Origin of the sequence: Streptomyces thermodiastaticus (assembly GCF_014656135.1) — a bacterium.
Taxonomy (GTDB): Bacteria; Actinomycetota; Actinomycetes; order Streptomycetales; family Streptomycetaceae; genus Streptomyces; species Streptomyces thermodiastaticus.
In genome coordinates, this window is the sequence record NZ_BNBV01000006.1 from 46,249 (window position 1) to 66,392 (window position 20,144).

A 20,144-nucleotide genomic window follows, 5' to 3' on the forward strand; every position below is an offset into this window, starting at 1 on the left:
CGGGCTCCCGGCTCGGGTACCTCCGCCGCGACCGCCGCGGCGGTTCAGCCGTACATGCGCCGCATCGCGAAGTCGACCATCTGCTCGACGGCCTTGGCGTCGAAGACGATGCGGTGCTCGCCCTCCATGTCGAGCACGAAGCCGTACCCCGTGGGCAGCAGGTCGATCACCTCGGCACCGGTGATCACGAAGTACTTCGACTCCTTGCCGGCGTAGCGGCGCAGCTGCTTGAGCGAGGTGAACATCGGGATCACCGGCTGCTGGGTGTTGTGCAGCGCCAGGAAGCCCGGCGTGTCACCACGGGGGCAGTAGACCTTGGAGGTGGCGAAGATCTGCTGGAAGTCCTCGGCGGACATCTGGCCGGTGGTGAAGGCGCGCACCGCGTCCGCGAGCGAGGGCGGCGACGGCTCGGGGTACAGCGGCTGCTGTTGCCCGTAGCCGCCGGCCATCGGCTGCTGCGGCGGGGCGTACTGCTGCTGGGCACCCACGTTCTGGTCGTAGCCGTACATGGGGAGAAGCGTACCGAGCCGCCTCGCCGCCCGGAGGGCTACGGAGCCGGAACCTCACGGGTCAGCCGGGAGGTCCAGGGGCACCAGAAGAGTCCGGGCAGGAAGGAGCCGCCCGCCTCGTCGAGATGATCCTCGACATAGGGGATGGTGGCGTCGCACACCTCCACCGCCACATCGAAGAAGTGGACCGTGTCCGGGTCGTAGTGGAAGGACCACCGCGGGTTGTCCACGGCCGGGCGCTTGACGATCCGTCCGAAGAGGTGGGGCTGTGCGTCCGTCGCGCCGCTGAGCAGGTCGCGGGCGTGCTGGATCATGGCCGGGCTGTCGATCCGGACGACCGCCCTTTTCTGGCTGCTGTCCGTGAACTCGAAATAGGCCGGCCCGGCCGCCTGCGCGGGATGGGCCGGTCCGACGGTGAGCATCACCGCCGCCGCCAGCCCGCCCAGCCTGGTCAGGAATCGCCACATGGGACACCTCCGTGCACGAGAAGAGGCAACGATTGATCACTGACCGTAGTCGCCAGGTCGCGCGGTGCGCTCCGACCGGAGGCGCGGGGTCACCCGTACGGCCGCGACGCCACGGGAGCACGTCGGCGCACTTGAGACGCGTCACAGATGGCCGGAGCGGGGTTGCGGGATATTACTCGCGGGTAGCATCATCGGAGCCGACTAGTTGCTACTAGTCGGTATGCGAACAAGCTGCGAGGAGTCAGTGCCTCGCCGAGTCCTCTCTCCGATGGAGCCGTCGCCATGGGGCACTACAAGTCGAATCTCCGCGACATCGAGTTCAACCTCTTCGAGGTACTGGGGCGCGACAAGGTCTATGGCACCGGTCCCTTCGAGGAGATGGACGTCGAGACCGCCAAGAGCGTCCTGGAGGAGCTGACCCGCCTCTCCGAGAACGAGCTGGCCGCGTCCTTCGCCGACGCCGACCGCAACCCGCCGGTGTTCGACCCCGAGACGCACACCGCACCGATCCCCGAGTCCTTCAAGAAGAGCTACCAGGCCTTCATGGACTCCGAGTACTGGCGCCTGGGCCTCCCCGAGGAGATCGGCGGCACCACGGCTCCCCGCTCCCTGATCTGGGCCTACGCCGAGCTGGTCCTCGGTGCCAACCCGGCCGTGTGGATGTACTCCTCCGGCCCGGCCTTCGCCGGCATCCTCTTCGAGGAGGGCAACGAGGTCCAGAAGCACATCGCCAAGATCGCCGTGGAGAAGCAGTGGGGCTCCACCATGGTGCTCACCGAGCCCGACGCGGGCTCCGACGTGGGCGCCGGCCGCACCAAGGCGATCCAGCAGGAGGACGGCTCCTGGCACATCGAGGGCGTGAAGCGCTTCATCACCTCCGGTGAGCACGACATGGCGGAGAACATCCTCCACTACGTGCTCGCCCGTCCCGAGGGCGCCGGCCCCGGCACCAAGGGCCTGTCTCTGTTCCTCGTCCCGAAGTACCTCTTCGACTTCACCACCGGTGAGCTGGGCGAGCGCAACGGCGTCTACGCCACCAACGTCGAGCACAAGATGGGCCTGAAGGTCTCCAACACCTGCGAGATGACCTTCGGCGACAAGCACCCCGCCAAGGGCTGGCTCATCGGCGACAAGCACGACGGCATCCGCCAGATGTTCCGCATCATCGAGTTCGCCCGGATGATGGTCGGCACGAAGGCGATCTCCACGCTCTCCACCGGCTACCTCAACGCGCTCGAGTACGCCAAGGAGCGCGTCCAGGGCCCGGACCTGGCCAACTTCGCGGACAAGACCGCCCCCAAGGTCACCATCACCCACCACCCGGACGTGCGCCGTTCGCTGATGACGCAGAAGGCGTACGCGGAGGGCATGCGCGCCCTGGTGATGTACACCGCCTCGATCCAGGACGCCATCCAGGTCAAGGAGGCCAACGGCGAGGACGCCTCCGCCGAGCACGCGCTGAACGACCTGCTCCTGCCGATCGTCAAGGGCTACGGCTCGGAGAAGGCCTACGAGCAGCTCGCCCAGTCGCTGCAGACCTTCGGCGGCTCCGGCTTCCTGCAGGAGTACCCGATCGAGCAGTACATCCGGGACTCCAAGATCGACACCCTGTACGAGGGCACCACGGCGATCCAGGGCCAGGACTTCTTCTTCCGGAAGATCGTCCGTAACCAGGGCGCCGCGCTGAACGCCCTCGCCGAGGACATCAAGAAGTTCCTGGAGCTGGGCACCGGCGGCGAGGAGCTGGCCGCCGCCCGCGAGCAGCTGGCCCGGGCCACCGGCGAGCTGGAGGCCATCGTCGGCACGATGCTCACCGACCTGGCCGCCACCGAGCAGGACACCAAGAACATCTACAAGGTCGGCCTGAACACCACCCGCCTGCTGCTGGCCTCCGGTGACGTGGTCGTCGGCTACCTGCTGCTCAAGGGCGCCGCGGTCGCCGCCGAGAAGCTCCCCACGGCCTCCGCCAAGGACCAGGCGTTCTACCAGGGCAAGATCGCGGCGGCGAAGTTCTTCGCGGCCAACGTCCTGCCCGGCGTCACCTTCGCCCGCAAGGTGGCCCAGAACGTCGACCTGGACCTGATGGAGCTGGACGAGGCCGCGTTCTAGCCGCCCGCGCCCCGTCCGTGCGCAGGGGTCCCTCCCGAGCCCGGGAGCGGACCCCTGCCGCGTCGTTATGGTGATTCCATGAGCACACGCCGGCCCTTCGACCGCGGCCACACCGACGATCTGATGTCCTTCCTGGCGGCGAGCCCGTCGCCGTACCACGCCGTGGCGAACGCCGCCGAACGGCTGCGACAGGCCGGCTTCCGCGAGGTCGCCGAGACCGATGCGTGGGAGGGCGGCAGCGGAGGCCGGTACGTGCTGCGCGGCGGGGCGATCATCGCCTGGTACGTCCCCGAGAACGCCGCCCCGCACACGCCCTTCCGCATCATCGGCGCCCACACCGACTCGCCCAACCTGCGCGTCAAGCCGCGGCCCGACAGCGGGGCGCACGGCTGGCGCCAGGTCGCCGTGGAGATCTACGGCGGCCCGCTGATGAACTCCTGGCTCGACCGCGACCTGGGCCTGGCGGGCCGGCTCACCCTGCGGGACGGCTCCACCCGCCTGGTGAACGTCGACCGTCCGCTGCTGCGCATCCCCCAGCTGGCGATCCACCTGGACCGCTCGGTGTCCACCGACGGGCTCAAGCTCGACAAGCAGCGGCATCTGCAGCCCCTGTGGGGCCTGGGCGACGACATCCGCGACGGCGAACTCATCGCCTTCCTGGAGCAGGAGGCCGGCCTTCCCCAGGGCTCGGTGGCCGGCTGGGACCTGATGACGCACTCCGTGGAGTCCCCCGCCTACCTGGGCCGGGACCGCGAGCTGGTGGCCGGGCCGCGCATGGACAACCTGCTGTCCGTGCACGCCGGCACGGCGGCGCTGGCGGCCGTGGCCTCCGGCGAGCAGGCCGGATCCCTGCCGTACATCCCGGTGCTGGCCGCCTTCGACCACGAGGAGACCGGCTCCCAGTCCGACACGGGCGCCGACGGCCCGCTGCTCGGCACGGTGCTGGAGCGCTCGGTGTACGCGCGCGGCGGCACCTTCGAGGACCGGGCGCGCGCCTTCGCCGGGACCGTGTGCCTGTCGTCCGACACCGGCCACGCCGTGCACCCCAACTACGCCGAACGGCACGACCCGACGCACCACCCGCGCGCCGGCAGCGGACCGATCCTCAAGGTGAACGTGAACAACCGTTACGCCACGGACGGTTCGGGCCGCGCGGTGTTCGCCGCGGCCTGCGAGAAGGCGGGCGTGCCGTTCCAGTCGTTCGTCTCGAACAACTCCATGCCGTGCGGCACCACCATCGGCCCGATCACCGCGGCCCGCCACGGCATCAAGACCGTCGACATCGGCGTGGCCATCCTGTCCATGCACAGCGCCCGCGAACTGTGCGCCGCCGACGACCCGTTCCTGCTGGCGAACGCCCTGGCGGCCTTCCTGGAGGGCTGACGCCGCCGCAACCGCCCTGCTTCGCATGCGGGTTGAGGTGCGGGGTAGGCGGCGGTCCGGCCCGAAGGGACCGGGCCGGACAGCGAGGCGACCGTCATGGGCCGACGGCGCCGCACGGTGCTGCCGCCCACGACCGCCGTCGAGGGGAGGACCGGCAGCACCGCGCGCGGGACATCACCGGCGGGTACGGCGTCCGACCGCCGCGCCGCACCCGCGCGGCCTCACGGCCTCGGTCCTCAGGCGTCCAGACCGGCCAACACCAGCGGCAGCCGGTCGGCGGCTCCCTCGGTGACGCGGACCGGTACACCCCAGTCCTGCTGGTGGACGTGGCAGGCCGGGTATTCGTTGGCCGGGTCGTCGTCGCAGCTCGCGGCCATCGCGGACACGTGCAGGACGCCCTCGCCGACCTCGGGGTTCAGCTGAAGGTCACGGGCCAGATCGGTGCCCGCGCCCTCGCCGCCGAGCAGCAGCTCGGGCGGGGTGGAGGAGACCAGCAGCCGGGTGGACGGCCCGAACCGCGTGTCCAGCTTCTGGCCCGCGGGGGCCTGGAAGATCACGTCCAGGCGGAGCGTGCCGGGAGCGACCTCGGTGGCGGCGCGCTGGGTGCGGTGGGCGACCGCCTCCACCCGGACCGCCTCCTCCGGCAGGCGCAGCCGGGTCAGCCGGTGCCGCGCGGACTCCACGACCACGATCTCGTCGCCGTCCAGCACCGCGTCGCTGGGCTCGCGCAGATCCGTGGCCAGCGTGGTGACCTCGTCGGTGGCGGGGTCGTAGCGGCGCAGGGCGTAGTTGTAGGTGTCGGCGACGGCCACCGAGCCGTCGGGCAGGGCGGTGACGCCCAGCGGGTGCTGGAACAGCGCCTGGCCGGCCGCACCGTCACGGTGCCCGAAGTCGAACAGGCCGGTGCCGACGGCGGTGTGGATCTGCCCCTCGGCGTCCACCCAGCGCAGGGCGCTGGTCTCGGAGTCGGCCAGCCACAGCCGGTCCTCGGTGGCCGCGAGCCCGGACGGCTGGGCGAACCAGGCCTGCTCGCCCGGCCCGTCGACGAGGCCCTCGTTGGTGGTGCCGGCGGCGACGGCCACTCGGTTCTCGGCCGGGTCGTACGTCCACAGCTGGTGCACGCCCGCCATGGCGATCCACACCTTGCCGCGCCAGAAGGCCACGTCCCACGGCGAGGACAGGCTGACCTCGCGCGCCGGGCCGGAGGAGGGCTCGCCCTGCATCCACTGCCGGCCGGTGCCGGCCAGCGTGGTGACCTCGCCGGTGGCCACGTCCAGGCGGCGCAGCGCGTGGTTGACGGTGTCGGCGACGACCACCGTGCCGTCGTCGAGCAGGGCCAGGCCCTGCGGCTCGTTGAACGCGGCTGTGGTCACGTCGCCGTCGCGCAGGCCGCGCTCGCCGGAGCCGATCCGGCGCACCACGCTCTCGCCGTCCTGCGCCAGCTCCACCAGCTGGTGCCGGGTGGTGTCGCTGACCAGGAAGGTGCCCGAGGGCAGCCGCAGCGCCTTGCCGGGGAAGCGCAGGGTGGTCGGCTCCGGCTCCGGCGGCACGTACGGGCCGTCGCCGCGGCGCAGGGTGCCCTTGGCCTCGTGCTCGGCCTCCAGCTCCTCGACCAGCTTCTCGATGGCGTGCGCGTGCCCCTCGCCGGCGTGCTGGGCGACGATGTACCCCTCGGGGTCGATGACGACGAGCGTCGGCCAGGCCCGCACCGCGTACTGCTTCCAGGTGGCCAGCTCGGGGTCGTCGAGCACCGGGTGCTCCACGCCGTACCGCTCCACGGCGTCGACGACCGCCTGGTGCTCCGCCTCGTGCACGAACTTCGGCGAGTGCACGCCGATGATCACGAGCGTGTCCCGGTGTTTGGCCTCCAGTTCTCTCAGCTCGTCCAGGACGTGCAGGCAGTTGATGCAGCAGAAGGTCCAGAAATCGAGGAGGACGATGCGGCCGCGCAGGTCGGCCAGGGTGTACTGCCGGCCGCCCGTGTTCAGCCAGCCTCCCTTGCCGATCAGCTCGGGGGCGCGGACGCGGGCGCGTCGGGTTGCGTTGCTCATGTGTCCAGCATCGCCGACCGGTACCGAAGTACGAAAAACGCCCCGACCCCCGGGAAGGCCGAGGCGTCCGTGCGGCGGGATCAGCCGCGCGAATCTTCGATGATGATCAACAGGTCACGGCAGCACCGGGCGAGTTCGAGGGCGGTGTACCAGAGCTCACGTTGGCTCATCGCGTCCTGGCCTGTGTCCAACAGCGGCGACGCCGCCGCGAGGAGCTTCCGCGCATAGGTGATCCGGATCTCTTCGATCGGGTCCGGATCGGTCACGTAGATGGCTCCGTCCTCGTATCGGACAGCAGTACGCTCTCGCATGTCGACTCCTCTGCAGTCGGCCACGCCCGGGGTCGCTCACATCGGCCGCCGGGCACCTTGCGTATCGCATACACCACGGTACGCCACGGAGTGCCATGGTGCACCATGGTCCGCCGATGCTGCCCTCGGTACGCCGCGCGACGCTGGTGTTGTGGTCGAGTACGAGTGGCAGCGCGTGTCGCGAGCGATCGAGCAGGACATCAGGACCGGGCGCATCCCGCCGGGCGGTGCGCTGCCGGGCATTGTGCGGCTCGCGCAGGAGTACGGCGTGGCCGATCACACGATCAGGCGCGCTCTCCGCGATCTTCGCGAGCGGGGCCTGATCGAGACCTTGCCCTCGAAGGGGTCGTTCGCGATCGGCCCCGCAAAGGCAGAAGCGCCCCGGCCTGAGCCCCGCGACGGGGACCCGAGCGAGGGCGTGTAAACGGGGTCAGGCGTCGTCCGCGGCCCGCCCGGCTCAGCCCCTCGGCCTACCGGCGGCGTGCCCCGGGGCGGGCCGGGGAAGCCGTCAGGCATGAGATTCCTCGTACGCGACCGCATCCTCGGCATCGGCGACGACTACTGGATCGAGGACGAGCATGGCCGCAAGGTCTTCCTCGTCGACGGCAAGGCGATGCGGCTGCGCGACACCTTCGAGCTGAAGGACGCCCAGGGCCGGGTCCTGATCGACATCCACCAGAAGATGTTCGCGCTGCGGGACACCATGGTGATCGAGCGGGACGGGCAGCCCCTGGCGAAAATCCGCCGCAAACGGCTGTCGCTGCTGCGCAACCACTACCGGGTGACCCTCGCGGACGGCACCGAGCTGGACGTCAGCGGCAAGATCCTCGACCGGGAGTTCGCCGTCGAGTACGACGGGGAGCTGCTGGCGGTGATCTCCCGGCGGTGGCTGAGCGTCGTGGACACCTACGGTGTGGACATCGTCCGCGACGACGCCGACCCGGCGCTGCTCATCGCCGTCGCGGTGTGCGTGATCCACCTGGCGGAGAAGGAGCGGGAGGAGGCGTAGCGCGGCCTCGCGGCCGGGTCAGGCCGGGCGGTGCAGGCCCGGCACCCGGTCCTTGAGGACCGGGAACTGCTCGCGGGTGGCGGCCACCCGGCCCGGGTCGATGTCGACCGTGAGGATCTCCTCGCCGGCCGCGGCTTCGGCCACCACCTCGCCCCAGGGGTCGACCACGATCGAGTGCCCCGCCTGGGGGACCCCGGCGTGGGTGCCGGCCGTGCCGCACGCGAGCACGAAGGCCTGGTTCTCCACCGCCCGGGCGCGGGCCAGCAGCGTCCAGTGCGCCCGCCGCCGCTCGGGCCAGCCGGCCGGGACGACGAACGTCTCGGCGCCCGCGTCGACCAGCGCGCGGAACAGTTCGGGGAACCGCAGGTCGTAGCAGGTCGCCACACCCACGGTGGTGTCCGGCAGGGCGACGGTGACCGGGGTGTCGCCCGCCCCCATCAGCACGGCCTCACCCTTGTCGAAACCGAAGCGGTGGATCTTGCGGTAGGCGGCGGCCAGGTCGCCGGACGGGGAGAAGACCAGGGAGGTGTTGTAGAGGGTGCCCTGCTCGTCCCGTTCGGGGATCGAGCCGGCGTGCAGCCACACGCCCGCCGTGCGCGCCGCCTCGGCCATCGTCTCGCAGGTCGGCCCCTTCAGCGGCTCGGCGTGCTCGGCGAAGCGCTCGAAGGCGAAGGCCCCGGTGGTCCACAGCTCGGGGAGCACCACGAGGTCGGAGCCGGACTGCTCGCGCACCAGCGCGGCCGCCCGCTGCCGCCGGGTTCCGACCGGTTCGTCCTCGTCCACGGCGATCTGGATCAGTGAGGCGCGCACAATACCACCGTCCTGGCCATCGAGTTGGCCCCCACGGGCCTACGATCGTCACACGAAAGCACTGCCGGGGTGCCTCCCAGCAGCGTAACTTGGGGATCCCCATGCTCGTAGCGGAGCGAGAGCCTGGGGGCCCGCGAGTTGTCCGCCGAGCAGCCACCACCCGCTGGCAATGCCGTCACAACCTAGCCGTGTACCGACCGCCGAGGGGTCCCGTTCCGTGAGTCTGCATCCCACCCTCCAGCCGTACGCCGATGCCTGGGCCCACTCCGTAGAAGCGATATCCGACCTGGTGCAGCCGCTCGTGGAGGGCGAGTGGAACCGGCGCACCCCGTGCCCCGGATGGTCGGTGCGTGACATCGTCTCGCACGTCATCGGCCTGGACTGCGAGGCACTGGGCGATCCGCGGCCGATCCACGCGCTGCCCCGCGACCTGTTCCATGTCACCAGCGACCATCAGCGCTACATGGAGCTGCAGGTCGACGTCCGCCGCCACCACACGGCTCCGGAGATGACGTCGGAGCTGGAGTACACGATCATCCGCCGCAACCGGCAGCTGCGGAACGAGAACCGGGACCCGGGCACGACGGTGCGCGGCCCGCTCGGCGCTCAGATCACCCTCGAAGAGGCCATGCGCTACCGGGCGTTCGACATCTGGGTGCACGAACAGGACCTGCGCACCGCGCTCGGCGAGCCCGGCAACCTCGACTCGCCGGGCGCCCAGGTGACCCGTGACTATCTGCTGGACGCGCTGCCGGGCGTGATCGCCGAGCGGGCGGAGGCGCCGCGCAGTTCGGCGATCGTGTTCGACGTGAGCGGTCCGGTCGAGTTCCTGCGCACGGTGCGCATCGACATCAAGGGCCGGGCCACGCTGGAGACGGCACCCGCCCTGGGGCCGGCCGCCTCGCTGAGCCTCGACTGGGAGACCTATGTCCGCCTGGCCTGCGGGCGGGTGAGCTACCAGGCGGTGGAGGACCGGGTGAAGACCGAGGGCGACACGGAGCTGGCGGAACGGATCCTGCGGAACTTCACGGTGACGCAGTAGCCGCCGGAGGGGACGTGGCTGCCGGGGTCGGCGCCCCGCGCCGTACGGGCCGTACAGGCCGTACGGGCCGTGGTGCGGCCGCGGCCACGACGACGGCACGGGCAGCGGACGGGGGCCGCGGCAGGTGCCGTCCGACGCCGTGACCGCCCCGCCGGGCAGGGCGGCGCCGCCGCGGGCCCCGGGGACGGCACGCCGCGGCGGCCGGGACGGCTACGCCGGCACGTGGAGCGTCTCCACCCGGCTGGCGACCAGCCGTTCCCGCTCCCTGCGGGCCGCCCGCCCGCGCAGCCGCAGGATCTGGCTGAGGCCGAGCGCCTGGACCACGAACACCGCGCAGAAGGCGACCGTGTAGTCGTCGCCGGTCGCGTCCAGCAGCACCCCGATCGCGAACAGCGTCGTCATCGAGGCGATGAAACCGCCCATGTTGGTGATGCCGGAGGCGGTTCCCTGACGTTCCGGCGGGTTCGCCGGGCGGGCGAAGTCGAAGCCGATCATCGAGGCCGGGCCGCAGGCGCCGAGCACCAGGCAGAGCACCACCAGCAGCCACATCGGGGCCCGCTCACCGGGCCAGGCCAGCGTCGCCGCCCACAGGCCCGCGGTCGCGGTGACGGTGCCCAGGGCGAGCGGCAGCCGGGCCGCGTGGTGCCGGGCGACGACCTGTCCGTACACGAGCCCGACCGCCATGTTGGACAGCACGACCAGCGTGAGCAGGTTCCCGGCGGTGCCCCGGGACAGCCCCTGCGCCTCCACCAGGAACGGCATCCCCCACAGCAGCAGGAACACCATCGCCGGGAACTGGCTGGTGAAGTGCACCCACATGCCCAGCCGGGTGCCGGGCTCCCGCCAGGAGGCGGCGATCTGCCGGCGCACGTACACGGCCCCCTGGTGCGGCTGCGGGGCCGGCTCGTGTCCCTCCGGGTGGTCCTTGAGGAAGAGCAGCAGCAGGACGAAGACCACCGCACCGGCCAGCGCGCTGCCCGCGAAGGCCGCCGTCCAGCCCACCGAGTGCAGCAGCCGGGCCAGCACCAGCGTGGAGACCAGGTTGCCCGCCATGCCGACGAGTCCGGCGAGCTGGCCGACCAGCGGCCCGCGCCGCGCCGGGAACCACCGGGTGCCCAGCCGCAGCACACTGATGAACGTCATGGCATCCCCGCAGCCGAGCAGGGCACGGGAGACGAGCGCGGTGCCGTACGACGGGGAGAAGGCGAAGCCGAGCTGACCGGCCGTGAACAGCACGGTGCCCAGGGCCAGCACCTTCTTCGTGCCGAGCCGGTCGACGAGCAGGCCGACGGGTATCTGCATGCCCGCGTACACGAGCAGCTGCAGGATCGAGAAGGTGGACAGCGCCGAGGCATTGACGTGGAAGCGGTCGACCGCGTCGAGGCCGGCCACGCCCAGCGAGGTGCGGAAGATGACCGCGACGAAGTAGACGGCGACCCCGATGCTCCACACGAGGACGGCCCTGGGGCCGCCGGGCGGATCACCGGGCCGCTGGACGGACGCCGCGGAACGGGAAACCGTCGTCACCGCACCTCACCCCGGGCCAGGTTGGAGAACCAGCTGACGTGCCGGTGGACGAGGCCGACGGCGGCGTCGGCGTCCCCGGTGCGCAGCGCGTCGAGGATCTGCTCGTGCTCGGTGAGGGTCTTGGCGATGCGGTCCGGGTGGGCGTGCATGACGGCCACCCCCATGCGCAGCTGCCGGTCGCGCAGCTGGTCGTAGAGGCGGGAGAGGATCTCGTTGCCTCCGCTGCGGACGATCTCGGCGTGGAAGCAGCGGTCGGTGACGGCGGCCGCCGCGAAGTCGCCGTCGGCGGCCTGCTGTTTCTGCTGCTCCAGCAGCTCCTCCAGCCGCTGGATGAGACCCGGCGGGGCGGGCACGGCCTTGCGGGCCGCGTGCTCCTCCACCAGCTGCCGGGTCTCGACGACATCGGCGATCTCCTGCGCGGAGACCGGCAGGACGAGCGCTCCCTTCTTCGGGTAGAGCTTGATCAGCCCTTCGACCTCCAGCCGCAGCAGCGCCTCGCGCACAGGGGTGCGGGAGACACCGACGGCCTCGGCCAGTTCCCCTTCGGTCAGCAGGGTGCCGCCCTCGTAACGGCGTTCCAGCAGAGCCTGTTTGACGTGCGCGTACACACGGTCCGCGGCGGGCGGCTGCTTCACGGCCAGAGTCATGGCGACATGATAGATACAACACGTACGCATGGCAGGGCGCGTCCATCATGCGGACCGTGACGGCCATGCGGACCGCACGGGCGGCGGAGATTTCACCCGCGCACCCCGCAACCAACCGCGGCCGTCGGCAGTCAGACAGATGCGACCTCACCTCGTGGGCAGTCGACTACGCCACGTCACAGAGGCATTCGAGAAGCATCGGGGTATTTCTCTTGAACACCGGCATCAAGGCCACCCACCGCCTCCGCACAGCCACCGCCGTCGCCCTGGCCACCGGCACGCTGTGCGCCACCGGAGCCCTCGCCGCGGCTCCGGCGCAGGCCGCCGCCGCGCCGTCCGTCGTGGCCAAGGGCGCGTACGCGATGAACGGCACGAACGGGGCCACGTTGTTCGCGAAGAAGGCGGACACGCGGTTGTCCACCGGCTCCACCACCAAGATCATGACCGCGAAGGTGGTGCTCGACCAGCCGGGGCTCAACCTGGACCGCAAGGTCACCATCCAGAAGGCGTACAGCGACTACGTCGTGAAGAACAACGCCTCCCTGGCCCATCTCATCGTGGGCGACAAGGTGACCGTCCGGCAGCTGCTGTACGGGCTGATGCTGCCCTCGGGCTGCGACGCCGCCTACGCGCTGGCCGACACCTTCGGCTCGGGGAAGACACGGGACGCGCGGGTGAAGAACTTCATCGGCCGGATGAACAGCACCGCGGGGCGCCTCGGCCTGAAGAACACGCACTTCGACTCCTTCGACGGCATCGGCAAGGGCAGCAACTACTCGACGCCGCGCGACCTGACGAAGCTGGCCTCCAGCGCGATGAAGAACTCCGTCTTCCGCACCATCGTGAAGACGAGGTCGTACCAGGCGAAGACGGTCACCAGAACCGGCAGCATCCGCACCATGGGCACCTGGACGAACACCAACACGCTGCTCGGCAGCTACAAGGGCGCCGTCGGGGTGAAGACCGGCTCGGGCCCGCAGGCCAAGTACTGCCTGGTCTTCGCCGCCACCCGCGGCTCGAAGACCGTGATCGGGACGGTCCTGGCCTCCTCGTCCGTCGCCCAGCGCGGCAAGGACGCCACGAAGATCCTCGACTACGGCTTCGCCCGCCTGGGCCGGTAGGCGGAAAAGCCGGCCCTCGGGGCCGGACGGCATACGCGAGGGGCCTGCCGCCCGACGGCGGCAGGCCCCTTCGTGCGCGTGTCCGTGTTCCGGCTCAGGCCCAGGTGATCAGGCGCTTCGGCCGCTCCAGGACGGCGGCCACGTCCGCCAGGACCTTCGAGCCGAGTTCGCCGTCGACCAGGCGGTGGTCGAAGCTCAGTGCCAGGGTGGTGACCTGGCGGGGCTTCACCTTGCCCTTGTGGACCCACGGCTGCGGCTTGATCGCACCGACCGCGAGGATCGCCGACTCCCCGGGGTTGAGAATCGGCGTACCGGTGTCGACGCCGAAGACGCCGACGTTGGTGATGGTGATCGTGCCGCCCTGCATCGCCGCGGGCGTCGTCCGGCCCTCGCGGGCGGTCGTCACCAGCTCGCCCAGGGCCCGGGCGAGCTGCGGGAGCGTCAGGGTGTGGGCGTCCTTAATGTTCGGCACGATCAGGCCGCGCGGGGTGGCGGCGGCGATGCCCAGGTTGACGTAGTGCTTCTGGACGATCTCCTGGCTCGCCTCGTCCCAGGAGGCGTTGATGTCCGGGTTGCGCTTGACGGCGACGAGAAGGGCCTTGGCGACGAGCAGCAGCGGGCTGACCCGCAGCCCCTCGAACTCCTTGTCCTGCTTGAGCTCGTCGACCAGCTTCATGGTGCGCGTCACGTCCACCGTCACGAACTCCGTGACGTGCGGGGCCGTGAACGCCGAGCCGACCATCGCCGCCGCCGTGGCCTTGCGGACGCCCTTGACCGGGATCCGGGTCTCCCGCACGGCGTCCCAGCTCACGGCGGGCGCGGACGGTGCCGGGGCGGCCGCCGGGGCGGGGGCGGGTGCCTGGGGAGCCGGTGCCGCCGGCTGCTGTGCGGGAGCGGCCGTTCGGGCGGCCACCGCCGCGTGCACGTCCTCGCGGGTGATGACGCCGTCCGGGCCGGTGGGGACCACCGTCGCCAGGTCCACGCCCAGGTCCTTGGCCAGCTTGCGCACCGGCGGCTTGGCCAGCGGGCGCGGCAGGCCGGCGGCGGCCGGGGCGGGCTCGGGCCGGGCCGCAGCGTGCCCGTTCAGCTCCGCCTGGACGGCCGTCCGGGCCGGCTCGGACACCGTGGTGCCGCTCTTGCGCGGGCGGCGCTTGGTCGACGAGGCGGCCACGCCGTAGCCCACCAGGACCGGCTGCCGGCCCTCCGGCTGCACCTCCTGGGCCGGCTGGGCAGGCTCCGGCTCGGCCGCCGGGGCCTGCGCCGGGACGTCGGCCCCGGCGCCGCCCGCCACCTCGATCGCGATGATGGGCGTGCCCACGTCCACCGTGGTGCCTTCGGCGACGTGCAGCTCGCGGACCACGCCGTCGTAGGGGATCGGCAGCTCCACGGCGGCCTTGGCCGTCTCGACCTCGCAGACCACCTGCCCGTCGGTGACCGTGTCCCCGGGCTGGACGTACCACTTGAGGATCTCGGCCTCGGTCAGGCCCTCGCCGACATCCGGCATTCTGAACTCGCGCACCGATGCGGACGCTTCGGTCATCGTCGTCACGAACCTCTCCCCTAGTACGCCAGCGAGCGGTCGACGGCGTCGAGCACGCGATCCAGGTCCGGCAGGTAGGCCTCCTCCAGGCGCGCCGGCGGATACGGCGCGTGGAATCCGCCGACCCGCAGGACCGGCGCCTCCAAGTGGTAGAAGCAGCGTTCGGTGATCCGGGCGGCGATCTCCGCGCCGGAGCCGAAGAAGACGGGGGCCTCGTGGACCACCACCAGGCGGCCGGTCTTCTCCACCGACGCCTGGATGGTGTCGAAGTCGAGCGGGGACACCGACCGCAGGTCCAGGACCTCCAGGGACTTGCCCTCCTCGGCGGCCGCGGCGGCCACCTCGTGGCACAGCTTCACCATCGGGCCGTAGGCGGCCAGCGTCAGGTCGGTGCCCTCGCGGACGACCCGGGCCTTGTGCAGCGGGCCGGGGATGGCCTCGACGTCGACCTCGCCCTTGTCCCAGTAGCGCCGCTTGGGCTCGAAGTAGATCACCGGGTCGTCGCTCTGGACGGCCTGCTGCATCATCCAGTAGGCGTCCGAGGCGTTGGAGGGAGAGACGATCTTCAGGCCCGCCACGTGGGCGAACAGGGCCTCCGGCGACTCCGAGTGGTGCTCCACCGCGCCGATGCCGCCGCCGTAGGGGATGCGGACGACGACCGGCAGCTTGACCTTGCCCAGGGAGCGGGCGTGCATCTTCGCCAGCTGCGTGACGATCTGGTCGTACGCCGGGAAGACGAAACCGTCGAACTGGATCTCGACCACCGGGCGGTAGCCGCGCAGCGCCAGGCCGATCGCGGTGCCGACGATGCCGGACTCGGCCAGCGGGGTGTCGATGACGCGGCTCTCGCCGAAGTCCTTCTGCAGGCCGTCGGTCACCCGGAACACACCGCCGAGCCTGCCGACGTCCTCACCCATGATCAGGACCTTGGGGTCCTCCTCCAGGGCGCGCCGCAGCGACTCGTTGATCGCCTTGGCCAGGGCCATCTTCTCCGCAGCCATGCTCACACCCCCTCCGCGTCCGCGAACGACGCCTGGTAGGCGGCGAACTGGGCGCGCTCCTCGTCGACGAGCGCGTGCCCGTCCGCGTACACATTCTCGAAGATGGCGAAGTGGTCCGGGTCGGGCATGGCACGGACCGCCTCGCGCACCCGCTTGCCCAGGGCCTCGCTCTCGGCCTCGACCTCGGCGAAGAACGCCTCGTCGGCGTGCTTGCCGGCCTCAAGATGGCGGCGCAGGCGCAGGATCGGGTCCTTGGCCTCCCAGGCCAGGCGCTCCTCCTCGCTGCGGTAGCGGGTGGGGTCGTCGGAGGTGGTGTGGGCGCCCATGCGGTAGGTGAACGCCTCGACCAGGGTGGGGCCCTCGCCGGCGCGGGCACGCTCCAGCGCCCACTTGGTGACGGCCAGACAGGCCAGGACGTCGTTGCCGTCGACGCGCACGCCGGGGAAGCCGTAGCCCCGCGCGCGCTGGTAGAGCGGCACCCGGGTCTGGCGCTCGGTGGGCTCGGAGATCGCCCACTGGTTGTTCTGGCAGAAGAAGACGACCGGGGCGTTGTAGACCGCGGAGAAGGTGAAGGACTCGGCCACGTCGCCCTGGCTGGAGGCGCCGTCGCCGAAGTAGGCGATCACCGCCGAGTCCGCGCCGTCCTTGGCGACGCCCATGGCGTAGCCGGTGGCGTGCAGCGTCTGCGAGCCGATGACGATCGTGTACAGGTGGAAGTTGTTGCTGTTCGGGTCCCAGCCGCCGTTGTTCACGCCGCGGAACATGCCGAGCAGGTTGACCGGGTCCACCCCGCGGCACCAGGCGACCCCGTGCTCGCGGTAGGTGGGGAAGACGTAGTCGTCGTCGTTCAGGGCCCGGCCCGAGCCGATCTGGGCCGCCTCCTGGCCCAGCAGCGAGGCCCACAGGCCCAGCTCGCCCTGGCGCTGCAGAGCGGTGGCCTCGGCGTCGAAGCGCCGGGTGAGCACCATGTCGCGGTACAGACCGCGCAGCTCTTCGGGGGTGATGCCGGCGACGTAGCGGTCGTACTCGGCGTTCTTGACGCGCTGCCCCTCGGGGGTCAGCAGCTGTACCAGGTCGGGGTCGGCGGCGGTCACCGTGCCGGAGCCCTTCTTGGCGGTCGTGCGGGTGGCGCGCTTGGTACCAGTGGTGCCCGCTGCCTTGGTGCCGCTTGTTCCGGATTTCTTGCCGGCGCTGCGTCGCGATGTGCGCGCGGCAGTCCCTTCCACGGTCACGTAGTGCTCCTCCGTCGGTCCGGCCCCCGGGGTTGCCGGTAGGCCTGGGATTCCCCCCTTGCTCGTTCAGAGCCTGGGGGAGGCTCACCTGTTGTCGGCCACCGGACACGGGGTGGATGCCACTCGGCCGGGAACAGGCGTGACAGGTGCCCCGGCGAGCGCCCTGCAGCAGCCACGTTACCCAGTGCTGCACATTTCTGGGAAACCCCCTCTGACCTGCGCGTTTCATTGGATTTCCAAGTATTTTCGCTTGGACGTCCGAGCAACTCGCCGATCATGTGGTGCAGCCGCTGGTCACAGCCCTGCGAGGGGGCCGGAACAGCCGCACGGTATCCCGCCCACCCCCGTCTGGGGAAGGGTCGGAAAGGGGCCGGAACTGCTCTTGACGAGTGACCTCGCGCGCCCGTCCGAAGGGGCCGCGCGGCGGAGCGGGACGCCGGGGCGACGACGACCCGTCGTGACCGGATGTGACCACTGCTGACGTTCTGTGACAACCGGCAGCTCACGGGCCCTCCGTCGTGCCCTAACATCTGCCGCGTGCCGCGCTCATGTGTACCACCCCCTGTGCCGCATGCGCCCCCTCTGCGGGCCCTGTTGCGCCAGTACGCCGCCGGATCGGCCCTGACCTGCGAGCCGGTCGAACAGGGACTGCTCAACCGCGGCTACCGGCTGTGCACCACCCGCGGCCGCTACTTCCTCAAGCACCACTCCGACCCGGACACCGCCGACCCCGCCGCCATCGCCCGCCGCCACCGGGCCACCCAGCGCCTGGCCGACCTGGGGGTCCCGGTGGCGCCCGCGCTCGCCTGCCGCGACGGGCGCACCGTCGCCGTCGTCGGCGGGCACGCCTACGCGTTGCATCCCTGGGTCGACGGCCGGCACCGGCACGGCGGCCAGCTCACCACCGCGCAGAGTGCCCGTCTGGGCGCGCTGCTGGGCGCCGTGCACGCCTGCCTGGAGGCCGTGATGCCGCCCAAGGGGCGCACGCGCCCCGCCACCAGCCCCCATCCGGTGGAGAGCGCCGATCCGGCCGACACCTTCGCCCTGATCGACGAGCTGCTCGGGCATGTGCAGCGCCACCGTCCCTGCGACGCCTTCGACACGCTGGCGCGTCACCGGCTGCTGGAGCGCCGCACGCTGCTTGAGCAGCACGCCGACCGGCGTCCGCCGCCCGGCGGCCCGGTCGGCTGGGTGCACGGCGACTTCCACCCGTTCAACCTGCTCTACAAGGGGGACTCCCCCGCCGCGATCGTCGACTGGGACCGGCTCGGCGTGCAGCCCCGCGCGGAGGAGGCGGTACGCGCCGCCGTGATCTTCTTCGTCCGCCCGGCGGGCACCCTGGACCTGCCGAAGATCAGGGCGTACGCCCGCGCGTACCGGCGGGCGGCGGGCGCCACCGCCTCGGAACTCGCGGCGGCCGTGCACCGCGTGTGGTGGGAGCGCCTGAACGACTTCTGGATGCTGCGCTGGCACTACGAGCGGGGCGACCGGCGCGCGGACGAGCAGTTCCCGGCCGCCTCGGCGCTCGCTGTGTGGTGGACCCGTCAGTACGACGCGGTGTGCGGGGCGTTCGCGGACTGATCACCCGTCGCCCGCGGCGGACGGTGTACCCCGGACACGACGACGCGCGCGTGGGGCCGCACGGGCCCGCACGCGCGCGGGAATCCGGCGGTCAGCCGGTGCCGCCGTTGAGGGTGCCGGTGAGGCCTCCGGCGTCGGAGTTACCACCGCCGCTGCCCGTGCTGCCGCCGCTCCCGGTGGTGCCGGCGCCACCGCCGGTGCCGGTGCCGGGATTGCCGCCGGTGTCCTCGCCGCCGCTGCCCTCGCCGCCGCCCTCGCCGCTGCCGCCGCCGGCCGTGTCCTGCGGGTCCGACGGCGCCGACGGGGTCGACGACGGCACGCCGTCCGCCGGGTCGGACTGGTCGTCGGTCGACGAGTCCGAAGGCGTCCACGACGGGTCCTGCGACGGCGTCCAGTGCCAGCCGCCACCGCCGCCGCTCCCGCTGCCCTGGTCCGTGTCCCCTTCCGACGGCTCCTCGGCGGACCCGTCGTCCGCGCTGGAGCTGGGCCGGCCCTCCTCGGTGGAGTGCGTGCTGGTCGGCGACTGGGTGGTGCCGGCGCCGCCGCCGTCGCCGCCGCCGGTGTTGTTCAGGGCCAGGGCCACGCCCGCGGCGACCGCGACGACCGCGAGCACGGCGAGGATCCACAGCTTGCCCCGGCCGCCGCGCCGTTCGCCGTGGCCGTCGAAGCCGCCGTCGTCCCGGTCGCCGTACCCGCCGGACAGGACCGGCTGGGGGATCTGCTGGGTGCCGGAGCCCGCACCGCCGGACTGCGGCATCACGGACGTGCCCGCGAGACCGGCCGACGGGGTGCTGCGGACGTCGTACGGCTGCACCGGGCCGGTGTTCCAGGTGCCGGTGTGGCCGCCCTGCTCGTAGAGCATCTGCAGGGCGTACTGCACCGTGCCGCGCATCTCCTCGGCGGTCTGGAAGCGGTCGTCGGGCTCCTTGGCGAGCGCGCGCATGACCAGGCCGTCCAGCTCCGGCGGGCAGGCGCCGTCGGAGATCTGCGACGGCGGCACCGGCGGGTCCTGGACGTGCTGGTAGACCACCGACAGCGGAGTCTCGCCGACGAACGGCGGGCGCAACGCCAGGAGTTCGTACAGCAGGCAGCCGGTCGCGTACAGGTCGGAACGGTGGTCGACGGCCTTGCCGAGCGCCTGCTCCGGGGAGAGGTACTGCGGGGTGCCCATGACCATGCCGGTCTGCGTCATCGTCGTGGACGCCCCGTGCAGGGCGCGGGCGATGCCGAAGTCCATCACCTTCACCGCGCCGCTGTCGGTGATGATGACGTTGGCCGGCTTGATGTCGCGGTGCACGATGCCGTGCTGGTGCGAGTACGCGAGGGCGTCCAGCACCCCCGAGACGATGATCAGCGCCCGTTCCGGCCCCGGTGCCTCGGCATTGAGCAGCAGGTCGCGGATGGTGCGGCCCTGGACCAGCTCCATCACGATGTACGGCACGGACTGCCCGCCGACGATGTCCTCGCCGGAGTCGTACACGGCGACGATCGCGTGGTGGTTGAGTCCGGCCACCGACTGCGCCTCGCGTGTGAACCGGCGCTTGGACACGGGGTCTTCGGCCAGGTCTGCGCGCAGCAGCTTGACCGCGACCGTCCGGCCCAGCCGGACGTCCTCCGCGGCGAACACCTCGGCCATGCCGCCCCGTCCGAGCCGGTGCGTCAGCCGGTACCGGCCGTCGCCGACCAGGCCGCCGTTGCCCCACGTCTCCGGCGCGTCCGACGTGCCGCCGCCGACGGACGCCTCGGGATCGGACGGGTCCTGGGCGCGCTGCGTCTGTGCCATCAGTCCTCGCCGTCGTGTGTG

The 20,144-nt window shown here is 71.6% G+C and carries 18 protein-coding genes; 7 read left to right on the forward strand and 11 right to left on the reverse strand.

Annotated features, from left to right (window positions below; genetic code table 11):
• Window positions 1–44 precede the first annotated feature (44 nt).
• Both IE286_RS08110 and IE286_RS08115 read right to left on the reverse strand, forming a co-directional pair.
• Window positions 45–509 (reverse strand): SseB family protein, encoded by a 465-nt coding sequence (locus IE286_RS08110; RefSeq protein ID WP_189795939.1) that lies wholly within the window; start codon window positions 507–509, stop codon window positions 45–47.
• 38 nt (window positions 510–547) lie between these two features.
• On the reverse strand, window positions 548–976 hold the full coding sequence (locus IE286_RS08115) for a BP74-related protein (RefSeq protein ID WP_189795940.1): 429 nt from the start codon (window positions 974–976) through the stop codon (window positions 548–550).
• Between the two features lie 282 nt (window positions 977–1,258).
• Between IE286_RS08115 and IE286_RS08120 the strand changes: the two genes are divergently transcribed.
• Window positions 1,259–3,085 (forward strand): acyl-CoA dehydrogenase, encoded by a 1,827-nt coding sequence (locus IE286_RS08120; protein WP_189795941.1) that lies wholly within the window; start codon window positions 1,259–1,261, stop codon window positions 3,083–3,085.
• A gap of 78 nt (window positions 3,086–3,163) precedes the next feature.
• Window positions 3,164–4,468, forward strand: a complete 1,305-nt coding sequence (locus IE286_RS08125) for a M18 family aminopeptidase (RefSeq protein ID WP_189795942.1) — start codon at window positions 3,164–3,166, stop codon at window positions 4,466–4,468.
• 236 nt (window positions 4,469–4,704) lie between these two features.
• Here IE286_RS08125 and IE286_RS08130 read toward each other — a convergent pair whose 3' ends face one another.
• Both IE286_RS08130 and IE286_RS08135 read right to left on the reverse strand, forming a co-directional pair.
• Window positions 4,705–6,519, reverse strand: coding sequence for a thioredoxin-like domain-containing protein (locus tag IE286_RS08130; RefSeq protein WP_189795943.1), 1,815 nt, complete (start codon window positions 6,517–6,519; stop codon window positions 4,705–4,707).
• An 80-nt stretch (window positions 6,520–6,599) separates the two neighbouring features.
• The gene (locus IE286_RS08135; protein WP_189795944.1) at window positions 6,600–6,785 is read right to left on the reverse strand and encodes a hypothetical protein; all 186 of its coding nucleotides are present in this window, start codon (window positions 6,783–6,785) and stop codon (window positions 6,600–6,602) included.
• Window positions 6,786–6,981: 196 nt separating this feature from the next.
• On the opposite strand from IE286_RS08135, the gene IE286_RS27105 reads away from it, so the two are divergent.
• Both IE286_RS27105 and IE286_RS08145 read left to right on the forward strand, forming a co-directional pair.
• Complete coding sequence (locus IE286_RS27105) at window positions 6,982–7,254, forward strand: winged helix-turn-helix domain-containing protein (RefSeq protein ID WP_229862099.1); 273 nt, start codon at window positions 6,982–6,984, stop codon at window positions 7,252–7,254.
• Window positions 7,255–7,344: 90 nt separating this feature from the next.
• Window positions 7,345–7,839, forward strand: a complete 495-nt coding sequence (locus IE286_RS08145) for an LURP-one-related/scramblase family protein (RefSeq protein ID WP_189795946.1) — start codon at window positions 7,345–7,347, stop codon at window positions 7,837–7,839.
• Window positions 7,840–7,857: 18 nt separating this feature from the next.
• Here IE286_RS08145 and IE286_RS08150 read toward each other — a convergent pair whose 3' ends face one another.
• Entirely contained in the window at window positions 7,858–8,649 is a 792-nt protein-coding gene (locus IE286_RS08150; RefSeq protein WP_189795947.1) for a carbon-nitrogen family hydrolase, read from the reverse strand.
• A gap of 217 nt (window positions 8,650–8,866) precedes the next feature.
• Here IE286_RS08150 and IE286_RS08155 point away from each other — a divergent pair, with 217 nt between their 5' ends.
• Window positions 8,867–9,691: a maleylpyruvate isomerase family mycothiol-dependent enzyme gene (locus IE286_RS08155; protein WP_189795948.1), complete on the forward strand. Its 825-nt coding sequence runs from the start codon at window positions 8,867–8,869 to the stop codon at window positions 9,689–9,691.
• A 210-nt stretch (window positions 9,692–9,901) separates the two neighbouring features.
• Here the strand turns inward: IE286_RS08155 and IE286_RS08160 are convergent, their stop codons facing one another.
• Together IE286_RS08160 and IE286_RS08165 are read right to left on the reverse strand one after the other, a co-directional pair.
• Complete coding sequence (locus IE286_RS08160; RefSeq protein WP_189795949.1) at window positions 9,902–11,218, reverse strand: MFS transporter; 1,317 nt, start codon at window positions 11,216–11,218, stop codon at window positions 9,902–9,904.
• A complete protein-coding gene (locus IE286_RS08165; RefSeq protein ID WP_189795950.1) occupies window positions 11,215–11,865 on the reverse strand; it encodes a GntR family transcriptional regulator in 651 nt (216 codons plus the stop codon). Before IE286_RS08165 ends, IE286_RS08160 begins: the two co-directional genes overlap by 4 nt.
• A 212-nt stretch (window positions 11,866–12,077) precedes the next feature.
• Here IE286_RS08165 and IE286_RS08170 point away from each other — a divergent pair, with 212 nt between their 5' ends.
• Window positions 12,078–12,986: a D-alanyl-D-alanine carboxypeptidase family protein gene (locus IE286_RS08170; RefSeq protein ID WP_189795951.1), complete on the forward strand. Its 909-nt coding sequence runs from the start codon at window positions 12,078–12,080 to the stop codon at window positions 12,984–12,986.
• 94 nt (window positions 12,987–13,080) lie between these two features.
• On the opposite strand, the gene IE286_RS08175 is transcribed toward IE286_RS08170, so the two are convergent.
• From IE286_RS08175 to pdhA, 3 genes are read right to left on the reverse strand one after another with little or no spacing between them, the layout of a single operon-like run.
• Complete coding sequence (locus tag IE286_RS08175; protein WP_189795952.1) at window positions 13,081–14,535, reverse strand: dihydrolipoamide acetyltransferase family protein; 1,455 nt, start codon at window positions 14,533–14,535, stop codon at window positions 13,081–13,083.
• Window positions 14,536–14,546: 11 nt separating this feature from the next.
• Window positions 14,547–15,527, reverse strand: coding sequence for an alpha-ketoacid dehydrogenase subunit beta (locus tag IE286_RS08180; protein ID WP_189795953.1), 981 nt, complete (start codon window positions 15,525–15,527; stop codon window positions 14,547–14,549).
• 2 nt (window positions 15,528–15,529) lie between these two features.
• On the reverse strand, window positions 15,530–16,759 hold the full coding sequence (gene pdhA / locus IE286_RS08185) for a pyruvate dehydrogenase (acetyl-transferring) E1 component subunit alpha (RefSeq protein ID WP_189795954.1): 1,230 nt from the start codon (window positions 16,757–16,759) through the stop codon (window positions 15,530–15,532).
• 564 nt (window positions 16,760–17,323) lie between these two features.
• Here pdhA and IE286_RS08190 point away from each other — a divergent pair.
• Entirely contained in the window at window positions 17,324–18,340 is a 1,017-nt protein-coding gene (locus IE286_RS08190; protein WP_189795955.1) for a phosphotransferase, read from the forward strand.
• 91 nt (window positions 18,341–18,431) lie between these two features.
• Here IE286_RS08190 and IE286_RS08195 read toward each other — a convergent pair whose 3' ends face one another.
• Window positions 18,432–20,123, reverse strand: coding sequence for a protein kinase domain-containing protein (locus IE286_RS08195; protein ID WP_189795956.1), 1,692 nt, complete (start codon window positions 20,121–20,123; stop codon window positions 18,432–18,434).
• Between the last annotated feature and the right edge of the window lie 21 nt (window positions 20,124–20,144).